The sequence below is a fragment of the Sphingobacterium corticis genome, assembly GCF_042684745.1.
Classification (GTDB): domain Bacteria; phylum Bacteroidota; class Bacteroidia; order Sphingobacteriales; family Sphingobacteriaceae; genus Sphingobacterium; species Sphingobacterium corticis.
In genome coordinates, this window is sequence record NZ_JBHUMA010000006.1 from 658,767 (window position 1) to 679,720 (window position 20,954).

The following is a 20,954-nucleotide window of genomic DNA, read 5'->3' on the forward strand; positions in this document are numbered from 1 at the left end:
GTTAATATTGACACATTCATATTTTATTCTTAACTTTAAATCGTAGAAAAAATTAAATATATCAGCTTCAAAATCTGATTGAACAGGTTGGAGCATTGATTAAGAGTCTCGTCACTCAAAGAATGACAGCCAAGATGCGAGACGGTAAGACAATGCCCATTACCATTCTTAAAGTGTATATTCGCACGTTGAGATAGGTATGGGCCTTACTGTAAATCCATTTTCTTGGCTGTCAACTAGGAGTGATGGTATGGGAGGCCCACCTATCTTTCTTCCACGAGACTCGTAATTCAACGAGTATGAAAAAGCAACTTTATAAAAATATTATCCGTAATCCGGCTTAATTGTTGGATTCCAATTGAATTGGTATCTATGTTAGGCTACTAAATTTTTACCCAATTCAATATTGAGATATACTAATCTATCTCAATAGTAATATTATCCACTTGTTAACCCGCTAAAAATTATGACGTATTTATATGCATTGGCCACGCTTTGGCCTAAATCCAAAAAATATTTAGCCACTGTTTACCGGCTATTAACCCTACTTCTAGTAAGTGTGTATTGGCTATTTAATAGCGCCTTTGCCCAGCCTGGCAAGAACAGCCGGGCTGAGGTAAAGGTTCAGAATGTAAAACCTTTAAATGTGGGCGACATGCTTCCCGATGATTTTTGGAAGCAGGAGCACCTGTTTTCTGTCGGTGGTACAACTTCCAAAAAAACGCTCGAAGCTTATCGTGGCAAGCTGCTTGTCATCGACTTTTGGGCGAGCTGGTGCGGCCCGTGTCTAGCGTCTTTCCCGAAAATTGATTCCTTGACATCCAAGTATTCCGATCTGGAATTTTTAAAGGTGACTTCAGAAGATCAGGCTGCGCGAGCTGCCCATACCAGTATTATCCAAGACTCTGTGCTCCGAATGTGTTTTGATCACCAAATTATTCCGCACTATGCATGGATCTCACCAGCCGGAGAAGTTCTAGCATTTACCTCTAGTGATGGATTAACCGAGCAAAACGTAGAAATGATGCTAGACGGAAATCGCCCGGAGATACTTGGCAAAGTTGATTTGGATTATTTCAAACCAATCTTCCTGCATATGCCAGACAGTGTGCGCGTGCTGGATGTCTATTCCGCTTTCTATAAAGGACTTTATAGAGGACTACCTAGTAGCTTTCATTACCGAACTGGTAATGGCCGCACAGTAGGCATGGCTATTATGAATGAACCCCTAAGAATTATTTACCGAAAGCTTGCTCGCCAGTTACTATTAGAAATTGATAGCAGCTACTTTCATCACCCTTTTATTGTCGAAGTGAACGATCCGCAGGGCTGGGCTTTTGGCGGTGAGGTGTCTAGCCGGCACGATGAGCTATATAACTACGATATAGAAGTGTCGATTACTAGAGCAAAAGAACTTCACAGGCTCGTCTTGCAAGACATCAACCGATACACACCTTATCATGGCTGTTTGGAAAAACGTAAAATGCCGGTTTATCTGCTCCAGCGTAAGGCAGCAAAACACGCAATCAAAAGTCAATCGGGTAATGATTCCATCCCACCACTACGTTTGAAAGATAACAAGATGGCTACGCTGGTCAACTTTCTTAATGCGGCAGGCAAGCTGGGTAGATTTATTATAGATGATACGGGCAGTTTGACTTATACCAGTTTGCACATTCCTTATCAGGCTACCGCCCAGCAGATCAAAGTAGCGCTGGCTGCGCAAGACCTGGAGATTGTAGCGGCTATTAAAGAGTTAGATGTTTTTGTCGTTCGTGACCAGAAAATTGCTTCTAGAGATAAAACGACCACTCCAATCCACTAATGCTATGGAGAAACTAACCATTAAATCAAAGCAACCTAAACGGATTGTATTGTGCATAGCGCTTTTAATGCTCCTAGATGGACATGACACACAAGCTCAAAGCTATAAGGGCATAGTTCGCTCGCATGCTACCCGGCAGCCACTCTCGGGCGTCACTGTAACAGATAATTTACAGCGGCAGCAGCTTAGCGGCAGCAAAGGAGAATTTACGTTTTCTGGTAGAACAATCAGCTGGGTAAGCGCGCAGATGCTGGGCTACAAAGTAGATACGATCACAGGTGTATCTGTAGATTCTCTTATCGTATTTGATCTGCAACCAGGCGGGCAGCAGATTCAGCAGGTGGTAGTCTCCACGGGCTATCAGCAACTTCCGCGCGAGCGTAGCACGGGATCATTCAGCCATGTGGACAATGGTAAGCTTAATGAGCAGATCGGCTCCAATGTACTTGACCGACTTGAAGCGGTGACTAGCGGCTATATGGTGGATCGCCGTTCGGGTTTTCCCGATCGCCCGATCGTGCGCGGACTGGGTACATTGAGCGGACCTACTGCACCACTGATTGTGCTGGATAATTTCCCCTATGATGGGGATTTGGATAATATCAATCCCAACGATGTACAGGACATCACGGTGTTAAAAGATGCTGCGGCAGCTTCGATCTGGGGCGCGCGCGCTGCCAATGGCGTCATTGTCATTCGCTCGAAACAGGGTAGCGATGCGCCGGGATTGCGTTTGACCGTTAATGCCAACACCACGGTTTCGACCAAACCGGATTTGTTTTACATCCCGCAGATGAATAGCCATGATTTTATCGCTGTAGAGCGGATGCTTTTTGAAAATGGCTATTATACGCCGCAAATTGATAATATAAGCCGTCCGTCACTCTCACCGGTGGTGGAGCTACTGATCAGGCGTCAGGACGCTGGTGTCGAGCAGCAAATACTTATCGATCAACAAATTAGGCAGCTTGGTGAAATAGATGTGCGTGAGCAGTTTTTAGATCATGTCTATAGCCCAGGGCTGGATCAGCAGTATGCTGCCCAGCTTAGTGGCGGCACGCGCCGAGGCAGCTGGCTGATTTCTCTGGGTCATGATGCCAACCGTAACCAGCTGGGCGCGGCTTACAACCGTACGAATATACGCATGAGTCATAACTTGCAGGTAAGCTCGTGGATGGATGTGGTGGCGGGACTTCGCTACACGCATGCAGGAACAAAAAACGGCCGTACAGGTTTTGGCGACATTTCTGTAATCCGTGGTGGACTGTATCCCTATGCCCAGCTTGCCGCTAGCGATGGAACTCCGATGGTACTAGCTAAAGATTACCGCCGCACGGTAATTGATGGATATAATAGCGAAGGCAAACTGTTGAATTGGGATTACATTCCATTACAAGAGGATAATCATATCGATCGCACGAGCAATTTGAGTGATCTAGTTGCAAACTTAGATATGAATCTGACCTTTACTTCGTGGCTAAAAGGGCGTATTGCTTACCAGTATCAGCAGGAAACTTCCGGCGCGCAGTTTTACCGCTCGCCCGAAAGCTATTTTACGCGTAATTTGATTAACGGTTATTCGCAGATTTCGGGCAGCTCGATCAGTAGACCCATACCAATTGGTGGTATCTTGGATGATGATGCCGGCCGTATGGCTTCCCATCAACTGCGCGGTAGTTTGTCTGCCAATCATAGCTGGTCGGAGCATAGTATTGATTTGCTGCTGGGTGTAGAAGGTCGCCACCTCGGAAGAACTTCTCAGTACTATCGCACCTATGGAATGGATCGCGACATTTTAACCTATCAAGAAGTAGATTTTCTAAATCCATATCGAAACTTGATATCGGGCAGCGCATTTCCCATTCCTAACCGTAAAGGCTTTGACAAGGTAACCACACGCTTTATCTCTACCTTTTTTAATGGCGCGTATACCTTCAAGCAGCGGTATAGCCTTTCTGGGAGTGCAAGGCGGGATGCGTCTAACCTTTTTGGACTTGCTACGAATGATCAGTGGAACGTGTTCTGGTCAGTGGGGGCGGGCTGGGACATAGCCGCTGAGGATTTTTATAGTAGCAGCTGGCTAGCTGCACTGAAGTTGCGCGCCACTTATGGCAGCTCCGGAAATATTGACCCGGCGATGGCGGCCGTGACTACGATTGCTTATGATGGTTATGCAGACATCTACTCGCAGACTCCGTATGCGCGGTTTAATAACTACCGCAATGATCAGCTGCGCTGGGAAACATCACGCATGCTGAATCTGGCGTTAGACTTTTCCACTTCGGGCAACACCATTTCCGGATCGCTGGAGTATTACACCAAGCGGGGGCAAGATCTTTTTGGTCGGGCGCTGCTGGACTACACGGGCGGGGTGGGGCGTACAATCACGCAGAATGTAAGCAGTATGCACGGTAGTGGTGTAGAGTTGCAGCTTCGCGCAAGGGCGGTTAGGGGAAATCTAAATTGGGAAGGCACGTTGAACGGAAATTATTTCCGCGATCGAGTGACTAAGAATATTCCCTCCACTAGTTCAGTTAGTTCGCTAGTTTCTGGGCTAGCAGGAACAACTGGTGTGGTGGCGGTAGAAGGACGTCCGGTAAATGCGCTGTTTTCCTACCGCTGGGCAGGGCTTGATTCAGCCACGGGTAACCCTAGGGGTTACCAAAATGAGCAGCCGAGTATGGATTACGTGGCGCTAACAGGCGGGCAGCTTACCACGGATGATCTGGTGTACAATGGTTCGGCCGTACCGATTGTCTTTGGCACACTAGGCAACCGTTTTGCTTACCGCAAAGCTTCCATCAGCGTGGGGATAACCTACCGGCTGGGGCATTACTTTCGGCGCCCATCCATTCACTATAATACGCTATTTTCCAACTGGCGCGGCGGTCACAGCGATTTTTCGGATCGCTGGGTGGTCCCGGGCGATGAACTTACTACAGATGTACCGGCGTTGGTGTATCCGCAGAACTCATCACGTGATAACTTTTACAGCGGATCAGAGATCCTTGTTGAGCGGGCAGATCATATACGTGTGCAGTACATCAACTTGGCTTATGCCCTGCAGTTGGGTAAGTCAAAAACGCCGCTTACCGGAGAGTTGTATTTTAATATCAACAATCCAGGGCTACTTTGGCGGGCGAACCATAGAGGGATAGATCCGGACTATTCGGGTGCTACTGATTTTCCGATATCGTCATCCTATAGTCTGGGCTTACGGTTTACTGTTCACTAAAAAAACTACGAAAAAATATAGTAATCATATGAAAACGACTTTAAGAACATATATGCTTATTGCAATAATAACAAGTGCAGCCGTGCTGGCTACAGGATGTGACAAGTTTTTACAGGAAAAATCAGATGGTAAGTTGGTGGTTCCGCAGACGCTGGCTGATTTGCAAGCGATGCTAGACAATTCGGCAATCCGCACGGTATCCTACTGCTCGCTGGGAGAAACCAGCGCAGATGATTATTACTTGCCCCAGGCAACCTATGATGGTTTAGCTGAACACCTGCGGCGTCAATACACCTGGCAGCCCGATGAATTGTTTGCTCGTTCGGGACTCAATGAATGGCTAAGTACCTATCAAGCGGTATATGCATGTTCCTCGGTGCTGGAGTCTTTAGAGGATATTCAGCGAACAGCGGGCAATAGGGAGCAATGGGATTCAGTAAAGGGACAGGCACTTGCGCTGCGAGCGCTTCGTTATTTGGATGCACTTTTAGTTTGGGCGCCTGCTTATGATGAAAGTTCGGCTGAAACTGATTTAGGTATTGTCCTGCGTAACCGCGCAGATTTTAATGAGCGTAGCGAACGCGCTTCTGTGCAGATTTGCTATGATCAGGTTATTAATGACTTCCAGCAAGCGGCCGCGCTATTGCCGATAATCAACATCAATGCCTCACGCCCCTCTAAATCGATGGCTTATGGCGCGCTGGCACGTACGCATTTATTTATGCGGCAGTACTGGCAGGCTGGAATTTATGCGGATTCTTGCCTAAGTTTACGCGATGTGTTGCTGGATTACAATGCCTTTAACGAAAGAGCCAACCAAACCTTTCCGGCATACTTCAATGAAGAGGTGATATTCTTAGCGCAGATTGGATCAGGGAGTTTAGCATCTAGCCAGCCTCGAATTCCTGACAGTTTGGTACGAGCTTATGATAGTAATGATCTTAGAAAAACTTTATTTTTCAGACTGGATAATGCCGGGTTGTGGCAGTTCAAGGGTCAATACACAGGTACAGCCACGATGAGTAGCAGTTTGACTACGGCCGAGATGCTGCTTATTCGGGCGGAGTGTCTGATTCGTGCCGGAAATGTGCAAGCAGGTCTTGACGCCGTAAACATACTAGGTCAGAAAAGATGGAGAGAAGGAAGTTATAGGCAGGTTACGGGATTACCAGCTCCGCAAGCCTTAGATTATGTTTTTGCAGAAAGAAGGAGAGAATTAATCCGCCGAGCACTACGCTGGCCGGATATCAAAAGGCTAAATAAAGAGGGCATGGGAATCAGCTTGCATCGGGATGTATCAGGTGAACACTACCGATTACGCGCAAATGATCCTCGGTTCGCTATAGCGCTTCCTGAAGAGATATTAGAACTATCGGGCATGCCGCAGAATCCGAGGTAGCGTAAAATAGCTAAAAGAAGCATGGAGTTATTGTTCCTTATCTTTACTAGAACAAATACGTTATAGAATTATGAATATCATTGAAGAGTATCTTGCTTTACACCCGGTAGCTAGCCGTTTAAGCCAGGCTGATGCCGATCTCTTGCGGCGGACTTTGAGCCTTTCTATTTACCGCCAAGATGATCGTGCACTTTTAAACACATCAGTATTGATTGGCTATTGCAGTGAGCAGTTGACAAATCTTAATTATCCGCAGCCCGCTATAGCGCGCATAGCTACGAAAGCTGCTGAGATTCTCTTTAAAAATGAACTAGTCTAGATCTGTAGAAAAAGAGAAACTTACAAACGTAAATAGCCAGTTCTTTTTATCCGCAGCTCTGCACGGCTCGCAAGTTTCTTTGAAAATTACACACTTAACTCTTTATACTGAAAAAATCCCATGACGCCTGCCATGGGATCTAACTGAATATTGCTTAGGAATTAAATCAAGGAGCGCTGCGACCAACTGCAATCTCAAAGATAGCTTGTTCAGGGTAGTCTGCGAGTAGAGTCTGTAACTCATCACGATCTGTGGCGGTAACATTACTGAGCTGGCATGGTACCTCTTGGATGGCATCGCATGTTACGGGACTTGTTCCTAACTCCCAGTTTTGTGGTTTGTTAAAATCTGCCGGGTTTGACCCGCCAGTATAGTGCCAAGTTTGATTACCAAACTCTGGCTTTTTAACCTTCGCACCATTTTTATTCATCACTGCATTAAATGCGAACGTACCGATTGCAATTAGTGCTAATATTAAAGTGAAAAGTGACGTCTTCACTACAAATGTATTTTTCATGTTATTTATGTATTAAAAGATTTATTATTTGCCTAAATAGACCGCAGCTACAAGGCTTTAGATAATATGTGCTGTGGTGGCCTACTTACATTTATTAATTTGTAAGTAGACCTTGAGCCGGAAGAGAGCAAATCTCATTTTGAACTTTTTCATGTCAAATCTCCTTTCGAACTAAACAGATCATTTGGTTTGTATTGATAATAGTCAAAGTTCCATATCATAAGTTTCAAATATTGCGTATTCAGGTGCGCAATATTTGGATTCTTAATGAACAAGCGGAGGAAAATTAGGTGTTTACAACTTTTGAAAGTATGCTAAGAGCGTATTGATTTAAAGTCATCTATATTTTTACTAATTACTATCAATATCCTTTATTCTTAGCAGAAATAAGGATATTGATATTTCAAAAAATTATTTCTACTTCGACTTACTTGTCAACAGTGCGTACAAACTTTTCTGCAGCGCTCGCCTACTGATTCCCAAATAGTCTGCCTGCTCTTGCTGGGTCATTAGTAGCGCTAGCTGATTTAATTCGAGCCTGAAATGACGCACTCTCTCAGTAACAGATTTATGTAGTATTACAGCAATGTGTGCATCTTGCTGCCGCATTTTTTTATTCACTAGAATATTTACCAGTCTTGCAATAAGAGGATCCATCTCTTTCATTTTGTTAATGCTGCTGTACGCTATCCTTAAAACTTTACTTGCCCGGAGTGCCACGATTTTTCCAGAGCGTGGGGTATCACTATGCAAATGACTTGTGGTTTTCAATGCATTAAAAGGCGCAGCAATACTCTTTATTATTCGACGATTTTCCCCATTAATTTCTATAAGCGCAATCATTCCTTTACAAACGAAATAGATACATTTTTCCGGTGTACCACTGTCGTAAAGGACTTGCTGACGTTTTGCTGATATTTGTTTCGCGTGTTCTCTAGCCCATTGCTTATGAAAATTTTCTATTGGAGCATGCTTTAGCCAAAAAGCTAAAAAGATTTGTAATGAAATACTATCTCTATAGCGCTTTGACATAGATGGAAAAGTTAGGTACGCTCGCTATTATTCATGAGGTAGGAATGATAATTACTTTAAAAATACTTAACCCATATTACAAAGATGCTAATCTCCGCGCGAAAGGCTATTTGATACTACAAAATGCTTATTTGCTCGTCATGTATTGTAAAAGTGAGCATATACACATAGCTACGAGGAGAAGACGTATAGTTATTTTTAATTGCGAATTAGGCTGCTGAATTTAGCCAGTGATCGATCAATAGCCTTCAGCGCATGAAGCCGTTTTTTCCAATGCGAGATTGGAGTATGGTTTTATAATTTATAGAAGATCATTGGCTATGGAACTAAAAGAGCTAAATAATCTAAGCGACCTTTTTTTGAGTGTGCCACTGGCACTATCAGAGGTTATGCATCTACTGGATGAAGATATTGCTGACAAGAAATGCAATATTGTGTTTCCATTCTAAACAGATTAGGTAGCTAGTGTTTCGCTAGCTACCTCGTTTAACCAATAAAATTGACATTATGAAACATCACTTTGAACTGAATTGGACAGAATTCTGCTTTTTCTCTGCTAATGTCATACATGTTTTTGGCAAAAAGGATCTATCGGATCTTTATAGCTTATATAAAAGAACCATGCTTGCTTTAAAGGTACCAGTTGCGGACGCCGGATTGATTCGGGAAACATCAATAGGAGAGGTAAAACTTCTATTAAATAAACAACCTTCACTCATTATCAGCTTTCATTATGGCATGTACTGGAAACTACCTAATCAATTAATCAATCAGGGTTGTAAGGTTGCTATACTGGTCAGTCGAGATATCATTCAAAACCAACAGCGGTTTTCTACGAAAAATCTAGCTCCATCACTTCGCCAAAACCTAGTTTTTATTGATGCTGAAGATCCGTCCATTTTCTTTCGAATAAGGATATTAAATCAGGATGGGTTTCATGTATTATGTTATATGGATGGCGGAGTTGGGGCAAAACAGCTGTCATCGATAAATAAGGAAAAACTGTCAAATGTAAATTTCGGACAGGGTGTGGTGTGCGTTCGAAAAGGAGTTTTCGAAATAGCCTATTTGTTAAGGCTTCCCATACATTACTTTCCAGATTTAAGCACGTCATCAGCTCTAGCGGGTATTGTTAGTTTTTATCCCATAGATGGTGAGCATAGAGGTGCATACGTTAAAAGGATATTGCATGAAACATATCTTTTATTGTATGGGTGTATTAACAAGGATTTAACGCGCTGGGAAGGTTGGTTTTTTATGCATCATTCGCTGCTGCCAATTCCTAACTCATTCAATAAAGGACATCTCTATTTGCCTTTTGCAATCAATAAGCGATATTATCTAATGAATGTATACAATTATGAATCCAGAGAAGTTGGCGTTGAAAACTTTGGGTTCGTGAAGGATTCAATTGGATGTCAACTTGATATTTGTTAATTTATCCCTGATTAATGGTTGCTACTTCACTGGCGCAGCGTATTAATCTGACTAGTTACACAAACTTATGAATGGTAGAAGCCGGTACACTAACACTTGGCGTCATCTACTTTATTGGTGTATTTACCTAATATACTTTTATACGGTCAACTTATTAGGTAACGAGGAGCTATCACCAGTTACAGTATTGATGTCATTCCCTTACTTTATAGGGATCTTTTATGCCACCCTAAGTATTTTTAAAAGGTATTTTTTAAAAGACAAGATACTTTTAGGCTGTTCAGCATTTCTCATGTTCTATGTGATTTCAGGGGCTTTTATGTATATGGCTACAAGCAGTTCGCCCTTGTTTGAAGAGCACTTTGGAGAATATCTTAAAGAGTCCTACCGTTTTAATTTTCGTGAGTTCTTGCAAACATTTTTGATTATGCATGGACACTTTACCATGCTAGCATTCTTATACTATCAACATGAAAATGAGCTTCGAGCTATTCAAAAACAATTATCTGAAATTCGCCTAAGACATGATTATGAATACTCGGCACTAGCGCAGCAAATATCACCGCACATGTTGACTAATCTTTTGCAAAACTGCATTATGGAAATTCGAAGAGGACATCCCACAACCGCAGATCAACTCAACGACTTATATCGTCTTATGAATTACTACACTGATGCTCATGCTGCAGGTTCTAGAAAAACCATATTAATCAGCACGGAAATTGAGTCAGTTAAAACATATTTACGAGCGAATCAAGCCTTATCTGATGTTCCCTATTATATCGATTGGAAGATTACTGGTAATATTAATAGAGGTAGTTTGCCACCGACGTCAATGATATGCCTGGTTGAAAACGCCATTAAATATGGGGAAATTGGTGATAGGAATGATCCTTTAAAGATTCAAATCGAAATTGGTACGAGTACAATTTATCTAAGCATAAGAAATAGAAAAAAACGGTCAAGTCCTTCATCCATTTCAAGCCGTGGTTCGGGCTTACAAAACTTGCGTAGGCGTTTGCAAATTGCATACCCGCGTGGTCACCGATTTCTAGTGCGCGATGAGAGCATATATTTCAAGGTAAAAATACTTATACACTATTAACCTATACTTTTATGAGAAAATCCATTGGTATAATCCTAGACGATCAGCAGTCAAGTATAGACTATCTGATTGAAAAATTAGCACTTATAGAGTACGTAGATATTGTCAAAACTTTTGATAAACCCTTAAAGGCTATGGCTTTTTTACGTAAAAATAAAGTTGACTTTATCATTCTAGATGTGGAGCTCGGATCAATAAATGCTTTTGAGTTTTTGGCATCATTACCTGATCCAAATTTGCCTACTATTCTTCACACCGCCCATCCGAAATATGAGGACAGAGGTTACGAGATGAATTTAATCGATGTGTTACTCAAGCCAGTGAGTTCAGCTAGATTACGAGGAGCTTTACGCAGGGTGACTCGCGATATTTATGAAACGCTAAAGGGCGATACTTCGCTAGATCATTGGTATGATTACTTTTTAGTACGTGGACCGGCTCGCTATGAACGGCAACTGGTATGGTTAAAGAACGTAGTGTGTTTCGAAAGCATAAATCGCACAGTGAACATTTATCAGTCAGATGGTAGCGCACCACTAGTGAGCAGCACTCCGCTAAGAGAAATTGTAGATCGATTACCGGAAAACTGGTTTAAGCAATGTCATAAAAGTTATGTTTTCAATATTAACTACTTTAAATCATTCAAAAGCAATAGGGTTGTGCTTTCCTACTTAGCATCTCCAGTGCCTGTCGGAAGAAAACACTCTTACCCTGAATTTTATCGGTTTTTGGAAAACGATGATGATTCGTAAACCTGCGAAATAATAATAACAACCTTAGTGTACGCCATCACTTAGATTTCAAACCATTTGGAGGTGATGAAATTGATATTATAGCCAACTATTATGGCTCTTAAGAATCTTTTGAGCTTATGGAAGAAACAATTGTAGATGATCTACTAGGTCTAGAATATATGTTCGATAATGTTGCCATTCATCGAAAGGAATTGCAACAATCGGCCAAGGAGTCAACTATCCCTATTAAAGATAGGATGCGATTTGCCGAACTTAAACTTATGAGGCTGCTTGTGGAAGCTGGAGATGAAAACACATGTAAAACAATACTAAATCAAGTACGACAAGCACTCCAATATTGCTCCCAAAGAATACTTAGCAACCCAATCTTAGCTACGGGGACTTCTTTGAATATAGAAAAATCGCACAAGCATGGTCAAGAATTGCTTCAATTTCAGGCGTATATAGAGGATAGGTACGGACACCTTTTAGAAAGTAGTGATATAGTCGCGCCATTGATTGTGGTAAACAGAATACGCTTATATAGGGCCCAACTTCGGGAAATTGCGCAAAACATAGATTCTGCCGCAGCCTATACAGCTTGGAAATCTTTATTAGCATATTTTTCTTTCGATGGAAAGCAATTGTTCAAGATCCGATATTATCAAATTTGGGAAAGAGATGCGTTTCTTGAGCGACTTTCTGTTATCAATGCTATACCGATTTCCTTGAAATACTTCTCTCGCATAGATGCCTCATTGATTTTGTTAGACTATGCCGAATCACCTTACAGAGCAACTATGCTAAATCAGCTAAACGCTTTATCGAAACACAATACGTTTTCTGAGCAGTTAGTTTGGCTTGTGGATGATCTATCCCAGATGGACATCGTATCGAATGCTACTTTAATAGAAAGTCGTGACGAAGGATCCAATGTCTTTTTGAGGTCTGTCAAGCAACTATTCAAACGTACTAAAAAGACATCTTTTGGTCTTGCGACGAAAAATGAACTTAGCAACCAGACGAGTAGTACTGATAAAATAGGCGAAAAAAAACAAAATCCTCCATATAAAATTTTATGCAATCTTTCCGCTGACCAACTTGCTTTGATACTCCGGTCAGTAGATGATACTCGCTTACTAACTGCAAAGTCGCTGAGTATGGTTTTTAGTAGCGTTGTGCCCTATCTATCCACGCCTGCCAGGAAAAATTTATCAGCAAACTCCTTACGAAGTAAATCGTACGATCCAGAGGAATCCGATCGAGAAAAGGTAATCACTGTATTGCAAAAAATGATTGCATCGATAAAAGGTTATTGAATGGGATTTTCCGCTGATAGCCATATGTAGGTACTTCATATAATAGAATTATATATCGTGCTAGAATCCGATGCATGCAATGTTTGCTATAGCGCATTGATATACAAACCGGCTTATTAACGCTTTCCTTTCGCTCTTGGCATCTTAAAGTAATAATCCTTTCGGGGCACAATAAGGGTACAACTTTTACAGGGCAAAGTTGTACTTGTCGACCTATGTTTTAGCGTGTTTCTTTGTAATAGAAATCAAGGTAAACAACCCGACTAGGTAGCCGAGTTGAGATGTGTGGAACGACAAAAATAGAAGCGTATGTTTACAGAAATTTCATGGGGAGAATACCTCATCACAACACTCATTATTACGATCCTTTATTATCTAGCTGTCCTGTTTTTAAAATTTAGGATGGAGATCAAAAATCTATTTCATAAGGGTTCTTCCAGGCAAGCTCAAGTTGAAGACATCAATTCATCGGAGGATTCGAATATGACCTTAGAATTTTCAAAGGGAGATACACCAACTGGTTTAACCCAAGAAGCCGATTGGTCAGAACATGATTCGACAGCAGTTGATGAATTTATCACCCTCATTCAAGAGACGTTAAGTAGCAGAAGAAATTTGGATAAAAATGTGATGGAGCAATTGCTTCGCGAGCTATTCAGTAACTATTCAAATATCAAGCACTCGGCTTATCGAAGCTCAATTAATGAGTTCACCATTAGTGAGGGTGAAAAGTATGGACATGTTATGCCCAGTGAGGTGGAAATAGATGTGCTGTGGAATGAGCAGGCATAACGTGTTTTGCGAAGTACTGTTCCTATCCATCCACGCGCTGTAGGGCATGATGTGGTAGTGATAAGGTGGGTATGGTGATAGCGGCAGTGCTTCGCTTTTTAAATTAGTTTCAATTTTAAATAGATGTGTGGTATGGAAATGTGGAGTAGGAAATTGTTTTTTAAGAGATTAATCAGTCGAGCCGTAGTCCTATTGACCGCTTTGGTAATTGGCGTAAGTGCGCGTGCTCAGGATGGCATTGCCGGAATCAATGAGGCCAATATGCGCGTTCGTAGTTATTTCGAGGTGGGTACCAGCTTGATGTATGGTGTAGGCGCTCTGCTAGCACTCATTGGGGCGGTAAAAGTTTATCAGAAGTGGAATGGTGGAGAGCCCGATACCAGCAAAGTCGCTGCGGCATGGTTTGGTAGTTGTGTTTTTTTAGTGGTTGTGGCCACGGTTATCAAGTCATTTTTTGGTGTTTAATCTTATCTGATTATGATGACATCCATTTACAAAATCAACAAGGGAATTAATCAACCTATTGAATTCAAAGGTTTAAAAGCGCAATACATTTGGTACCTAGGTGCCGGAGTGGTGGTATTGCTTATCTTTTTTGCGGTTTTATATCTTTTTGGTATACCCAATATGATCTGTGCAGCGGTCGTCGGCGTTGCAGCATTTGGATGGATTAGCTTGGTATATAAGATGAGCCGAGATTACGGGCAGCATGGGCTTATGAAAGTCTTCGCATGGCATTGTTTACCTAAAGCGATACACGCTCGATCTCGGCGTCCCTTTTTTACTGACGGGTTGAAAATTAAGTAATGATCATGGAACATATTTTAGATGATGCACTTCCAATTATGGAAGTTGCCAATGATTGTATTGTGAGTAAGATGGGAGATATTTCTGTTGCTTACCGGCTGGAATTGCCAGAAATATTTACGCTGTCAGATGCCGAGTATGAAGCATTTCATCAGTCTTGGATCAAGGCGATCAAGATACTTCCAGCGGGAAGTATTATGCACAAACAAGATTGGTTTTTGCGAACGGCATTTCGAGCAGATTTTCAAACAGATGATCAAAGTTTCCTTACTCGAGGCAGTGATCACTTTTTTAATGAGCGCCCCTTTTTAGATCATAGCTGTTATGTGATGCTAACGAAGAAACCGACTGGCAGAAAGCCAGCTAGTTCTTTATTCAGTTCGCTGCTCCGCAAAAGCATCGTGCCCTCAGAGACATTAAGCGATCAGAGTTTACAGCATTTTTTGGATGCTGCCGGGCAGTTCACTCAAATTTTAAAAGATAGTGGTTTTGTAGGGATTCGCCGCTTAAAAGACAATGAACTACTTAGCGACCGAACGTCGGTGGGCTATATAGAGAAATATTGCACATTAGCGGATCGCCCAGATAGTTTGTTAATTAACGATTTGCAATTTAAGGATCATTTATCGATTGGCAACCGACATTGTCAGCTTTACACACTTGGCGATGTCGCTGATTTACCTAGTTTGTGCGGAAGCCGGATAACCTATGACAAGTATTCCACGGATCGCAGTAAATTCAGTATAGGGTTTGCTTGTCCTATCGGTCAGCTACTGCCATGCGATCACATGTACAATCAGTACATTTTCGTGGATGATGTCCAGAAGACCATTGCGCGTTTGGAAAACAAACGGCTGCGTCTTCAGTCGCTGTCTGCTTACAGCCGAGAGAATGCCATCGCTCGTGAGGCGACCAATGATTTTCTAAACGAAGCGCTCTCCGAGCAGCACGTTCCTGTAAAGGCACATTTTAATCTTTTGGTGTGGACCCCCGAGCGTGAAGCATTAAAGGAGATCAATAATATGGTTAGCTCGTCGCTTGCTCAGATGGATGCTGTGGCTAAGCCCGAAACGCTGGGTGCCGCGCAAATATTTTGGGCTGGCATTCCGGGCAATGCAGCAGATTTCCCGATGAATGATACTTTCGATACGTTCGTTCAGCAGGCCTGCTGCTTTTTAAACTTGGAGACAGGCTACAAAAGCTCCATCAGTCCTACAGGCATACGTCTTGGCGATCGCCTAAGTGGCAGGCCTGTGCATGTAGATATCAGCGATGAGCCCATCGAAAAAGGTATTTGTACAAACCGCAATAAATTTATCCTTGGGCCATCAGGGTCGGGAAAATCTTTTTTCACGAATCATATGCTGCGTTCTTATTATGAGCAGGGTAGTCATATTGTGTTGGTTGATGTTGGTCACTCTTATCAGGGCTTGTGTGATCTTGTAGGTGGATATTACTTTACTTATAGCGAGCAAAATCCGATACAGTTCAACCCATTTTATATCGGTCAGGGAGATACGCTAGACACGGAGAAGAAGGAAAGCATCAAAACATTACTGCTTGCCCTGTGGAAAAAGGATGACGAAAATTTCAAACGTTCTGAATATGTAGCGCTCTCGAACGCAATCACAGGCTACTACCGTTATTTGGAGGATAATTTGACGCTTTTTCCTTGTTTTGATACGTTTTATGAATATTTGAAACTTTGCTACATCCCCATCTTGAAGGCGGATAAAGTAAAAGAAAGGGATTTTGACATTGACAATTTCTTATATGTATTACGCCCCTATTACGCAGGCGGCGAGTTCGACTACCTGCTCAATGCCAAGACTAATCTAAATCTTTTACAAGAGCGATTTATTGTCTTTGAGCTGGACAACATAAAGGATCATCCCATTTTATTTCCAGTAGTGACTATTATCATTATGGAAGTCTTTATCAATAAGATGCGTAAGATGAAAGGTGTGCGTAAGATGATATTAATTGAAGAGGCATGGAAAGCGTTGATGAAGGAAGGGTTTGCCGAATACATCAAATATCTATTTAAAACGGTGCGTAAGTTTTTCGGTGAAGCAATAGTGGTTACTCAAGATGTGGAGGATATTATATCCTCGCCCATTGTGAAGCAGGCCATCATCAATAATAGCGATTGTAAGATTCTACTGGATCAGAGCAAGTACCAAAATAAATTTGATCAGATTCAGGATTTGCTCGGATTAAGCGAAAAGGAAAAGTCTTTGGTGCTTTCCATAAATAGAGCAAACGATCCAGCGCGTAAGTATAAGGAAGTTTTCATCTCGCTTGGCGGAGTGCTTTCCAAAGTATACCGTACAGAGGTTAGTCTGGAGGAGTACTTAGCCTATACTACCGAGCAGCGCGAGCGTGTAGCACTAAATGACTACATAGTTCGCTATAAAGGGGATATAAAAAAAGGTATTGCCGCCATGGCGCAAGACATCCGTCAACCTGAAGATGCAAGGGAGGTGAGATCATGAGCAAGCGATGGATTGTTTTGATGCTGACATTATGCATAAGCTTTGCATGCCTTCCAACGCAGCAAGCCACGGCACAGCTGGGTATTGCTGAGGTTATCCGTGCCGGAGTTAAGCGCGTCATCCGGGCAGTTGATCTGCGTATTCAGCGCCTACAAAATCGAACGATCTGGCTTCAAAATGTACAGAAAACATTAGAAAATAAACTATCCGAGCTAAAGTTGGAGCAGATTGCCAGCTGGACTGCCCGGCAGCGCGATCAGTACCAAGTGTACTACGATGGGCTTACTCAGGTCAAGGGTATTATTGCGCAGTACCAGCGCATTCGAGAAGTTATCAACAGGCAAGCTTTACTAGTTAAGGAATACGGCAGGGTATGGTCACTGTTGCAAAAAGATACTCGCTTTAGAGCCGAGGAACTGCAGTACATGGGTAAAGTATATGAAGGTATTTTGGACGCTAGCTTACATAACATCGAGCAGATTGCCAGCGTTATCCAGTCCTATTCTTTAAAAATGGAAGATGCGGATCGGGTAGCGTTGATTCAACAGTTGGCTACTGGGGTAGAGCAGAACTACCATGATTTACGGACTTTTAATCAGCAGAATATTACGCTGAGCATCCAGCGAGGTAAATCAGTTCAGGAAGTCCAGACTCTTAAAAAATTATATGGCGTAAAGTAAAATGATGTATTATGAATCTACTAAAATTTATTTGTGTAGGGATGCTATCGCTATGTTTCACAGGCATGGCAAATAGTCAAACTGTGGCTGAGTGGCTACGTCAAAAAAGTACTCAAAAAAGGTATCTGATCCAGCAAATCGGTGCGGCACACGCCTATGCCGAGCAGCTTAGTGCCGGCTACCGAATTATTACTGGTGGTTTGTCAATTATCAACGCTTTACAACGTGGAGAATTTGATTTGCACAAAAAGTTTTTTAATGATCGGAAGTCTCCGAGTCCATATTTGCGGACTGATAAACGAATAGATCAGATTATGGTGTTACAGCGGGACATTCTACTCGAGCAGCGCCACTGTGCTCGCCTACTTTCTAAAAGTAATTTGGCTGATGGCCGGATTGCTTATGTGCGCCGGGTAATGACACGAGTCGGCCGGGAAAGCCAAGGGGATTTAGCGGATCTATCCACGCTTTTTAAGTCAGGCGCATTTGAGCTGGATGATGCTGATCGTTTGAGCCGTTTGCAGGCGATTTACCAACAAACGCTGCAGCGACATACTTTCACAAAGCATTTAACCCGGTGGCTGAACGTACTGGTTTTAGGAAAGCAATACGAGAGTCGTGAGATCCATAGGTCGATCATTCTTCACAATTAAAACGAAAAACACCATGGCGAAATATATGCTAGTATTTATACATCTTTTTATCGGGGGATTCTGCGGCGTTAAAGAAACGTTAGGGCAGAGCCATGAGGTGCAGCAGCTATTGCTGAATGTAGAAAAGCTTAGGCAATTTCGAGATATATTGGATCAGATGCAACGTGGTTATGAGACCATTAGTAAGGGTTATAATACCGTTCGAGATCTTTCCAGTGGCAACTTTAATTTACATAAGCATTTTTTAGATGGACTATGGCAGGTAAGCCCTAGCGTTCAAAATTACCGCAAGGTTGGGGAGATTATTGATTATCAGCTGAAGCTTGCCCGTTTATCACGTCAGGCTAGTATCCGATATGCCACTTCTGGCTTGTTAAATGGTGCTGAACGAAACTATTTGCTCAAAATATACGACCGTGTATTAAGGGAAAGTTTGCGCCAATTTGATGAGTTGACGATGGTACTAACTGCCGGTAGTATGCGCATGAGCGATGAGCAGCGACTGGCTGCTATTGATGCTATTTATTTGAAAATGCGGGAGCGTGTACACTTTGTACGGGAATTCGATGGTAGTACGGCCATTTTGATAGCAAATCGTAAGAAGGAGCTATCTGAGGTAGATAGAGTAAAGAAGTTGTATGATTTACCGCAAGGAGGTGGGCAATGAGGAAGATAATATTGGTGCCAACTTTGTTTTTATTTGGCTTAATACCTCAAGCGCTTTGTCAGGGGCTCGCCGGTGAAATGAATAGCTTGCATGCAGTTCTTGATCAACTTTATCAAGAGATGCTGCCTTTATGCAGCCAACTGATAGGTGTAGGACAAGGGATTGCCGGCTTTGGAGCACTTTGGTACATCAGTTCACGTGTCTGGAAGCAACTGGTGAACGCAGAAGCGATAGATTTCTATCCCCTTTTTCGTCCTTTCGTACTTGGTTTCTGTATTATCATATTTCCTTCAATTATAGGGCTCATAAATGGCGTGCTACAGCCTACGGTGGATGCAACAGGTAAGATGGTAAGTGATTCGGGAAAAGCTATACGTGTGCTTTTAGAACGCAAAGAACAAGCTGTTGCTCAAAGCGAGGCGTGGGAAATGTATGTAGGGGATACCGGGGATGGTGATCGTCAGCGGTGGTACAAATATACGCAGGATGAGGAAGGCGAATCCTCCTCAGAAGGTTTTTTTGAAGGCATAGGAAATGATATACGCTTTGCCATGGCCAAGGCAAGCTATAGTTTTCGCAATTCTATCAAGCTATGGATGAGTGAAGTCTTAGCTGTATTGTATGAAGCAGCTGCGCTATGCATTAATACGCTGCGCACTTTTCAGCTTATTGTGTTGGCTATTTTAGGGCCACTTGTTTTTGGCTTAGCTGTTTTTGATGGCTTTCAGCATACGCTGACGGTATGGCTTGCTCGGTATATCAATGTGTTTCTTTGGCTTCCCGTTGCTAATATTTTCGGGAGTATTATGGGTAAAATCCAAGAAAATATGCTGCGGCTTGACCTTTCGCAAATAGAGGAGGCTGGGGATACCTTTTTCAGTCGTACGGACATGGCCTACATCGTATTTATGATTATCGGAATCGCCGGATATTTCACGGTGCCATCGGTAGCAAATTATATCGTGCATGCTGGCGGCGGTAGCGCTGCAACCACCAAAGTCACAAACCTTTTTAGCGGAGCGGTCACTAACGCTACGGCTGCGGCCTCAGGTATGGCGCGCGATGCTATGGGAGATGCATCTAGTAAAATGTCTTCGGGCATGGCGAGTTCGGCTAAGACGGAAGGTTATTTTCCAAACCAAGCTTCGTCCTCTTCATATATGAACGATAAAATTAAAGGTAATCAATAAAAGGAGTGGAGTATGACATTCAAAAAAACCAAAAATATTGACACCGCATTTAGGCATGTACGCGGATTTACGATGCTACTGATTTCTCTGGGAGCCATAGTTTTAGGGTTTACGATTTACAAATCTTTTTCCGCAGTACTTGCCTTGCAAGAGCGGATATATATACTGGCCGATGGTAAAGTTTTGGCTGCGAATGCTTCTCTTCGGGAGGATAACATTTTAGTGGAAGCCCGAGATCATGTTGCAACTTTTCACCAACTATTTTTTACCCTTGATCCAGATGACAAGGCTATAGCGGAGAACATCTCTCGTGCGCTATACTTAGCTGATCGTAGTGCACATCAGGCCTATGATAACCTGAAAGAAAAAGGCTTTTATTCGGGGTTGATTGCGGGAAATGTGAATCAAACTTTACACATAGATAGCGTAGTGGTAAATACGGAGGAGTATCCATTTTCATTTCAATGTTTCGCTAGCCAGCAAATAGTGCGTCCAACGAGCATCACTACGCGGAGTTTAACCACCGCGGGAGCTTTACGAACAGTTTCGCGTAGTGACAATAATCCGCATGGCTTTTTAATAGAGCGATGGACAACACTGGAAAACCGGGATCTTAAAACCGAGCTCAGAAGATGAAAAAGCCATTTACCAAATATCTCAACAGATGTTTCCTGCAACTGCAACTAGTATGCTGTCTGTGGCTAGGACAACAATCCCGGAGATACACCATCTTGCAGTGCAAGCTTTT

The 20,954-nt window shown here is 42.6% G+C and carries 19 protein-coding genes; 17 read left to right on the top strand and 2 right to left on the bottom strand.

The genetic code is table 11. The features are described 5' to 3' along the window. Positions 1 to 466: 466 nt before the first annotated feature. The 4 genes from ACFSQ3_RS08805 to ACFSQ3_RS08820 all read left to right on the top strand — a co-directional run bounded on the left by ACFSQ3_RS08805 (position 467) and on the right by ACFSQ3_RS08820 (position 6,778). A complete protein-coding gene (locus tag ACFSQ3_RS08805) occupies positions 467 to 1,825 on the top strand; it encodes a thioredoxin domain-containing protein (protein ID WP_380869173.1) in 1,359 nt (452 codons plus the stop codon). A gap of 4 nt (positions 1,826 to 1,829) precedes the next feature. Beyond that, a complete protein-coding gene (locus ACFSQ3_RS08810) occupies positions 1,830 to 5,060 on the top strand; it encodes a SusC/RagA family TonB-linked outer membrane protein (RefSeq protein WP_380869174.1) in 3,231 nt (1,076 codons plus the stop codon). A gap of 52 nt (positions 5,061 to 5,112) precedes the next feature. Next, entirely contained in the window at positions 5,113 to 6,459 is a 1,347-nt protein-coding gene (locus ACFSQ3_RS08815) for a RagB/SusD family nutrient uptake outer membrane protein (RefSeq protein WP_380869175.1), read from the top strand. A 70-nt stretch (positions 6,460 to 6,529) separates the two neighbouring features. Continuing rightward, positions 6,530 to 6,778 carry a hypothetical protein gene (locus tag ACFSQ3_RS08820; RefSeq protein WP_380869176.1) on the top strand — a complete coding sequence of 83 codons (249 nt, stop codon included), beginning with the start codon at positions 6,530 to 6,532 and terminating at the stop codon, positions 6,776 to 6,778. 166 nt (positions 6,779 to 6,944) lie between these two features. Here ACFSQ3_RS08820 and ACFSQ3_RS08825 read toward each other — a convergent pair whose 3' ends face one another. Beyond that, positions 6,945 to 7,295: a hypothetical protein gene (locus tag ACFSQ3_RS08825; RefSeq protein ID WP_380869177.1), complete on the bottom strand. Its 351-nt coding sequence runs from the start codon at positions 7,293 to 7,295 to the stop codon at positions 6,945 to 6,947. A 417-nt stretch (positions 7,296 to 7,712) separates the two neighbouring features. Continuing rightward, on the bottom strand, positions 7,713 to 8,327 hold the full coding sequence (locus ACFSQ3_RS08830; protein WP_380869178.1) for a Crp/Fnr family transcriptional regulator: 615 nt from the start codon (positions 8,325 to 8,327) through the stop codon (positions 7,713 to 7,715). A gap of 507 nt (positions 8,328 to 8,834) precedes the next feature. On the opposite strand from ACFSQ3_RS08830, the gene ACFSQ3_RS08835 reads away from it, so the two are divergent. The 13 genes from ACFSQ3_RS08835 (at position 8,835) to traK (ending at position 20,842) form a co-directional block, all read left to right on the top strand. Further along, positions 8,835 to 9,764, top strand: a complete 930-nt coding sequence (locus ACFSQ3_RS08835; protein WP_380869179.1) for a hypothetical protein — start codon at positions 8,835 to 8,837, stop codon at positions 9,762 to 9,764. Positions 9,765 to 9,954: 190 nt separating this feature from the next. Next, complete coding sequence (locus ACFSQ3_RS08840; protein ID WP_380869180.1) at positions 9,955 to 10,869, top strand: histidine kinase; 915 nt, start codon at positions 9,955 to 9,957, stop codon at positions 10,867 to 10,869. Between the two features lie 11 nt (positions 10,870 to 10,880). Beyond that, a complete protein-coding gene (locus tag ACFSQ3_RS08845) occupies positions 10,881 to 11,621 on the top strand; it encodes a LytR/AlgR family response regulator transcription factor (RefSeq protein WP_380869181.1) in 741 nt (246 codons plus the stop codon). A gap of 119 nt (positions 11,622 to 11,740) precedes the next feature. Continuing rightward, positions 11,741 to 12,922, top strand: a complete 1,182-nt coding sequence (locus ACFSQ3_RS08850) for a hypothetical protein (RefSeq protein ID WP_380869182.1) — start codon at positions 11,741 to 11,743, stop codon at positions 12,920 to 12,922. Between the two features lie 309 nt (positions 12,923 to 13,231). Further along, positions 13,232 to 13,714 (top strand): hypothetical protein, encoded by a 483-nt coding sequence (locus ACFSQ3_RS08855; protein ID WP_380869183.1) that lies wholly within the window; start codon positions 13,232 to 13,234, stop codon positions 13,712 to 13,714. A 132-nt stretch (positions 13,715 to 13,846) separates the two neighbouring features. Next, positions 13,847 to 14,179: a DUF4134 domain-containing protein gene (locus ACFSQ3_RS08860; RefSeq protein WP_380869184.1), complete on the top strand. Its 333-nt coding sequence runs from the start codon at positions 13,847 to 13,849 to the stop codon at positions 14,177 to 14,179. A 12-nt stretch (positions 14,180 to 14,191) separates the two neighbouring features. Next, positions 14,192 to 14,521 (top strand): DUF4133 domain-containing protein, encoded by a 330-nt coding sequence (locus ACFSQ3_RS08865; RefSeq protein ID WP_380869185.1) that lies wholly within the window; start codon positions 14,192 to 14,194, stop codon positions 14,519 to 14,521. A 5-nt stretch (positions 14,522 to 14,526) separates the two neighbouring features. After that, positions 14,527 to 17,016 carry a TraG family conjugative transposon ATPase gene (locus ACFSQ3_RS08870; protein ID WP_380869186.1) on the top strand — a complete coding sequence of 830 codons (2,490 nt, stop codon included), beginning with the start codon at positions 14,527 to 14,529 and terminating at the stop codon, positions 17,014 to 17,016. Next, entirely contained in the window at positions 17,013 to 17,696 is a 684-nt protein-coding gene (locus ACFSQ3_RS08875; RefSeq protein WP_380869187.1) for a conjugal transfer protein TraI, read from the top strand. The genes ACFSQ3_RS08870 and ACFSQ3_RS08875 overlap by 4 nt, the downstream gene beginning before the upstream one ends. A gap of 65 nt (positions 17,697 to 17,761) precedes the next feature. Next, entirely contained in the window at positions 17,762 to 18,349 is a 588-nt protein-coding gene (locus ACFSQ3_RS08880) for a hypothetical protein (RefSeq protein WP_380869188.1), read from the top strand. A 25-nt stretch (positions 18,350 to 18,374) separates the two neighbouring features. Then, positions 18,375 to 19,016, top strand: coding sequence for a TerB family tellurite resistance protein (locus ACFSQ3_RS08885; RefSeq protein ID WP_380869189.1), 642 nt, complete (start codon positions 18,375 to 18,377; stop codon positions 19,014 to 19,016). After that, positions 19,013 to 20,206: a conjugative transposon protein TraJ gene (gene traJ, locus ACFSQ3_RS08890; protein ID WP_380869190.1), complete on the top strand. Its 1,194-nt coding sequence runs from the start codon at positions 19,013 to 19,015 to the stop codon at positions 20,204 to 20,206. The genes ACFSQ3_RS08885 and traJ overlap by 4 nt, the downstream gene beginning before the upstream one ends. Before the next feature lie 12 nt (positions 20,207 to 20,218). Further along, the gene (traK, locus tag ACFSQ3_RS08895) at positions 20,219 to 20,842 is read left to right on the top strand and encodes a conjugative transposon protein TraK (RefSeq protein ID WP_380869191.1); all 624 of its coding nucleotides are present in this window, start codon (positions 20,219 to 20,221) and stop codon (positions 20,840 to 20,842) included. The last annotated feature ends 112 nt before the right edge of the window (positions 20,843 to 20,954 follow it).

Coding starts and splice junctions, on each gene's coding strand:
- ACFSQ3_RS08825 (WP_380869177.1), bottom strand. CDS start 7,295: ATGAAAAATACATTTGTAGTGAAGACGTCACTTTTCACTTTAATATTA.
- ACFSQ3_RS08850 (WP_380869182.1), top strand. CDS start 11,741: ATGGAAGAAACAATTGTAGATGATCTACTAGGTCTAGAATATATGTTC.
- ACFSQ3_RS08885 (WP_380869189.1), top strand. CDS start 18,375: ATGCTAGTATTTATACATCTTTTTATCGGGGGATTCTGCGGCGTTAAA.
- ACFSQ3_RS08880 (WP_380869188.1), top strand. CDS start 17,762: ATGGCAAATAGTCAAACTGTGGCTGAGTGGCTACGTCAAAAAAGTACT.
- ACFSQ3_RS08870 (WP_380869186.1), top strand. CDS start 14,527: ATGGAACATATTTTAGATGATGCACTTCCAATTATGGAAGTTGCCAAT.
- ACFSQ3_RS08875 (WP_380869187.1), top strand. CDS start 17,013: ATGAGCAAGCGATGGATTGTTTTGATGCTGACATTATGCATAAGCTTT.
- ACFSQ3_RS08810 (WP_380869174.1), top strand. CDS start 1,830: ATGGAGAAACTAACCATTAAATCAAAGCAACCTAAACGGATTGTATTG.
- traK (WP_380869191.1), top strand. CDS start 20,219: ATGACATTCAAAAAAACCAAAAATATTGACACCGCATTTAGGCATGTA.
- ACFSQ3_RS08835 (WP_380869179.1), top strand. CDS start 8,835: ATGAAACATCACTTTGAACTGAATTGGACAGAATTCTGCTTTTTCTCT.
- ACFSQ3_RS08840 (WP_380869180.1), top strand. CDS start 9,955: ATGTCATTCCCTTACTTTATAGGGATCTTTTATGCCACCCTAAGTATT.
- ACFSQ3_RS08865 (WP_380869185.1), top strand. CDS start 14,192: ATGATGACATCCATTTACAAAATCAACAAGGGAATTAATCAACCTATT.
- ACFSQ3_RS08820 (WP_380869176.1), top strand. CDS start 6,530: ATGAATATCATTGAAGAGTATCTTGCTTTACACCCGGTAGCTAGCCGT.
- ACFSQ3_RS08830 (WP_380869178.1), bottom strand. CDS start 8,327: ATGTCAAAGCGCTATAGAGATAGTATTTCATTACAAATCTTTTTAGCT.
- ACFSQ3_RS08855 (WP_380869183.1), top strand. CDS start 13,232: ATGTTTACAGAAATTTCATGGGGAGAATACCTCATCACAACACTCATT.
- ACFSQ3_RS08860 (WP_380869184.1), top strand. CDS start 13,847: ATGGAAATGTGGAGTAGGAAATTGTTTTTTAAGAGATTAATCAGTCGA.
- ACFSQ3_RS08815 (WP_380869175.1), top strand. CDS start 5,113: ATGCTTATTGCAATAATAACAAGTGCAGCCGTGCTGGCTACAGGATGT.
- ACFSQ3_RS08845 (WP_380869181.1), top strand. CDS start 10,881: ATGAGAAAATCCATTGGTATAATCCTAGACGATCAGCAGTCAAGTATA.
- ACFSQ3_RS08805 (WP_380869173.1), top strand. CDS start 467: ATGACGTATTTATATGCATTGGCCACGCTTTGGCCTAAATCCAAAAAA.
- traJ (WP_380869190.1), top strand. CDS start 19,013: ATGAGGAAGATAATATTGGTGCCAACTTTGTTTTTATTTGGCTTAATA.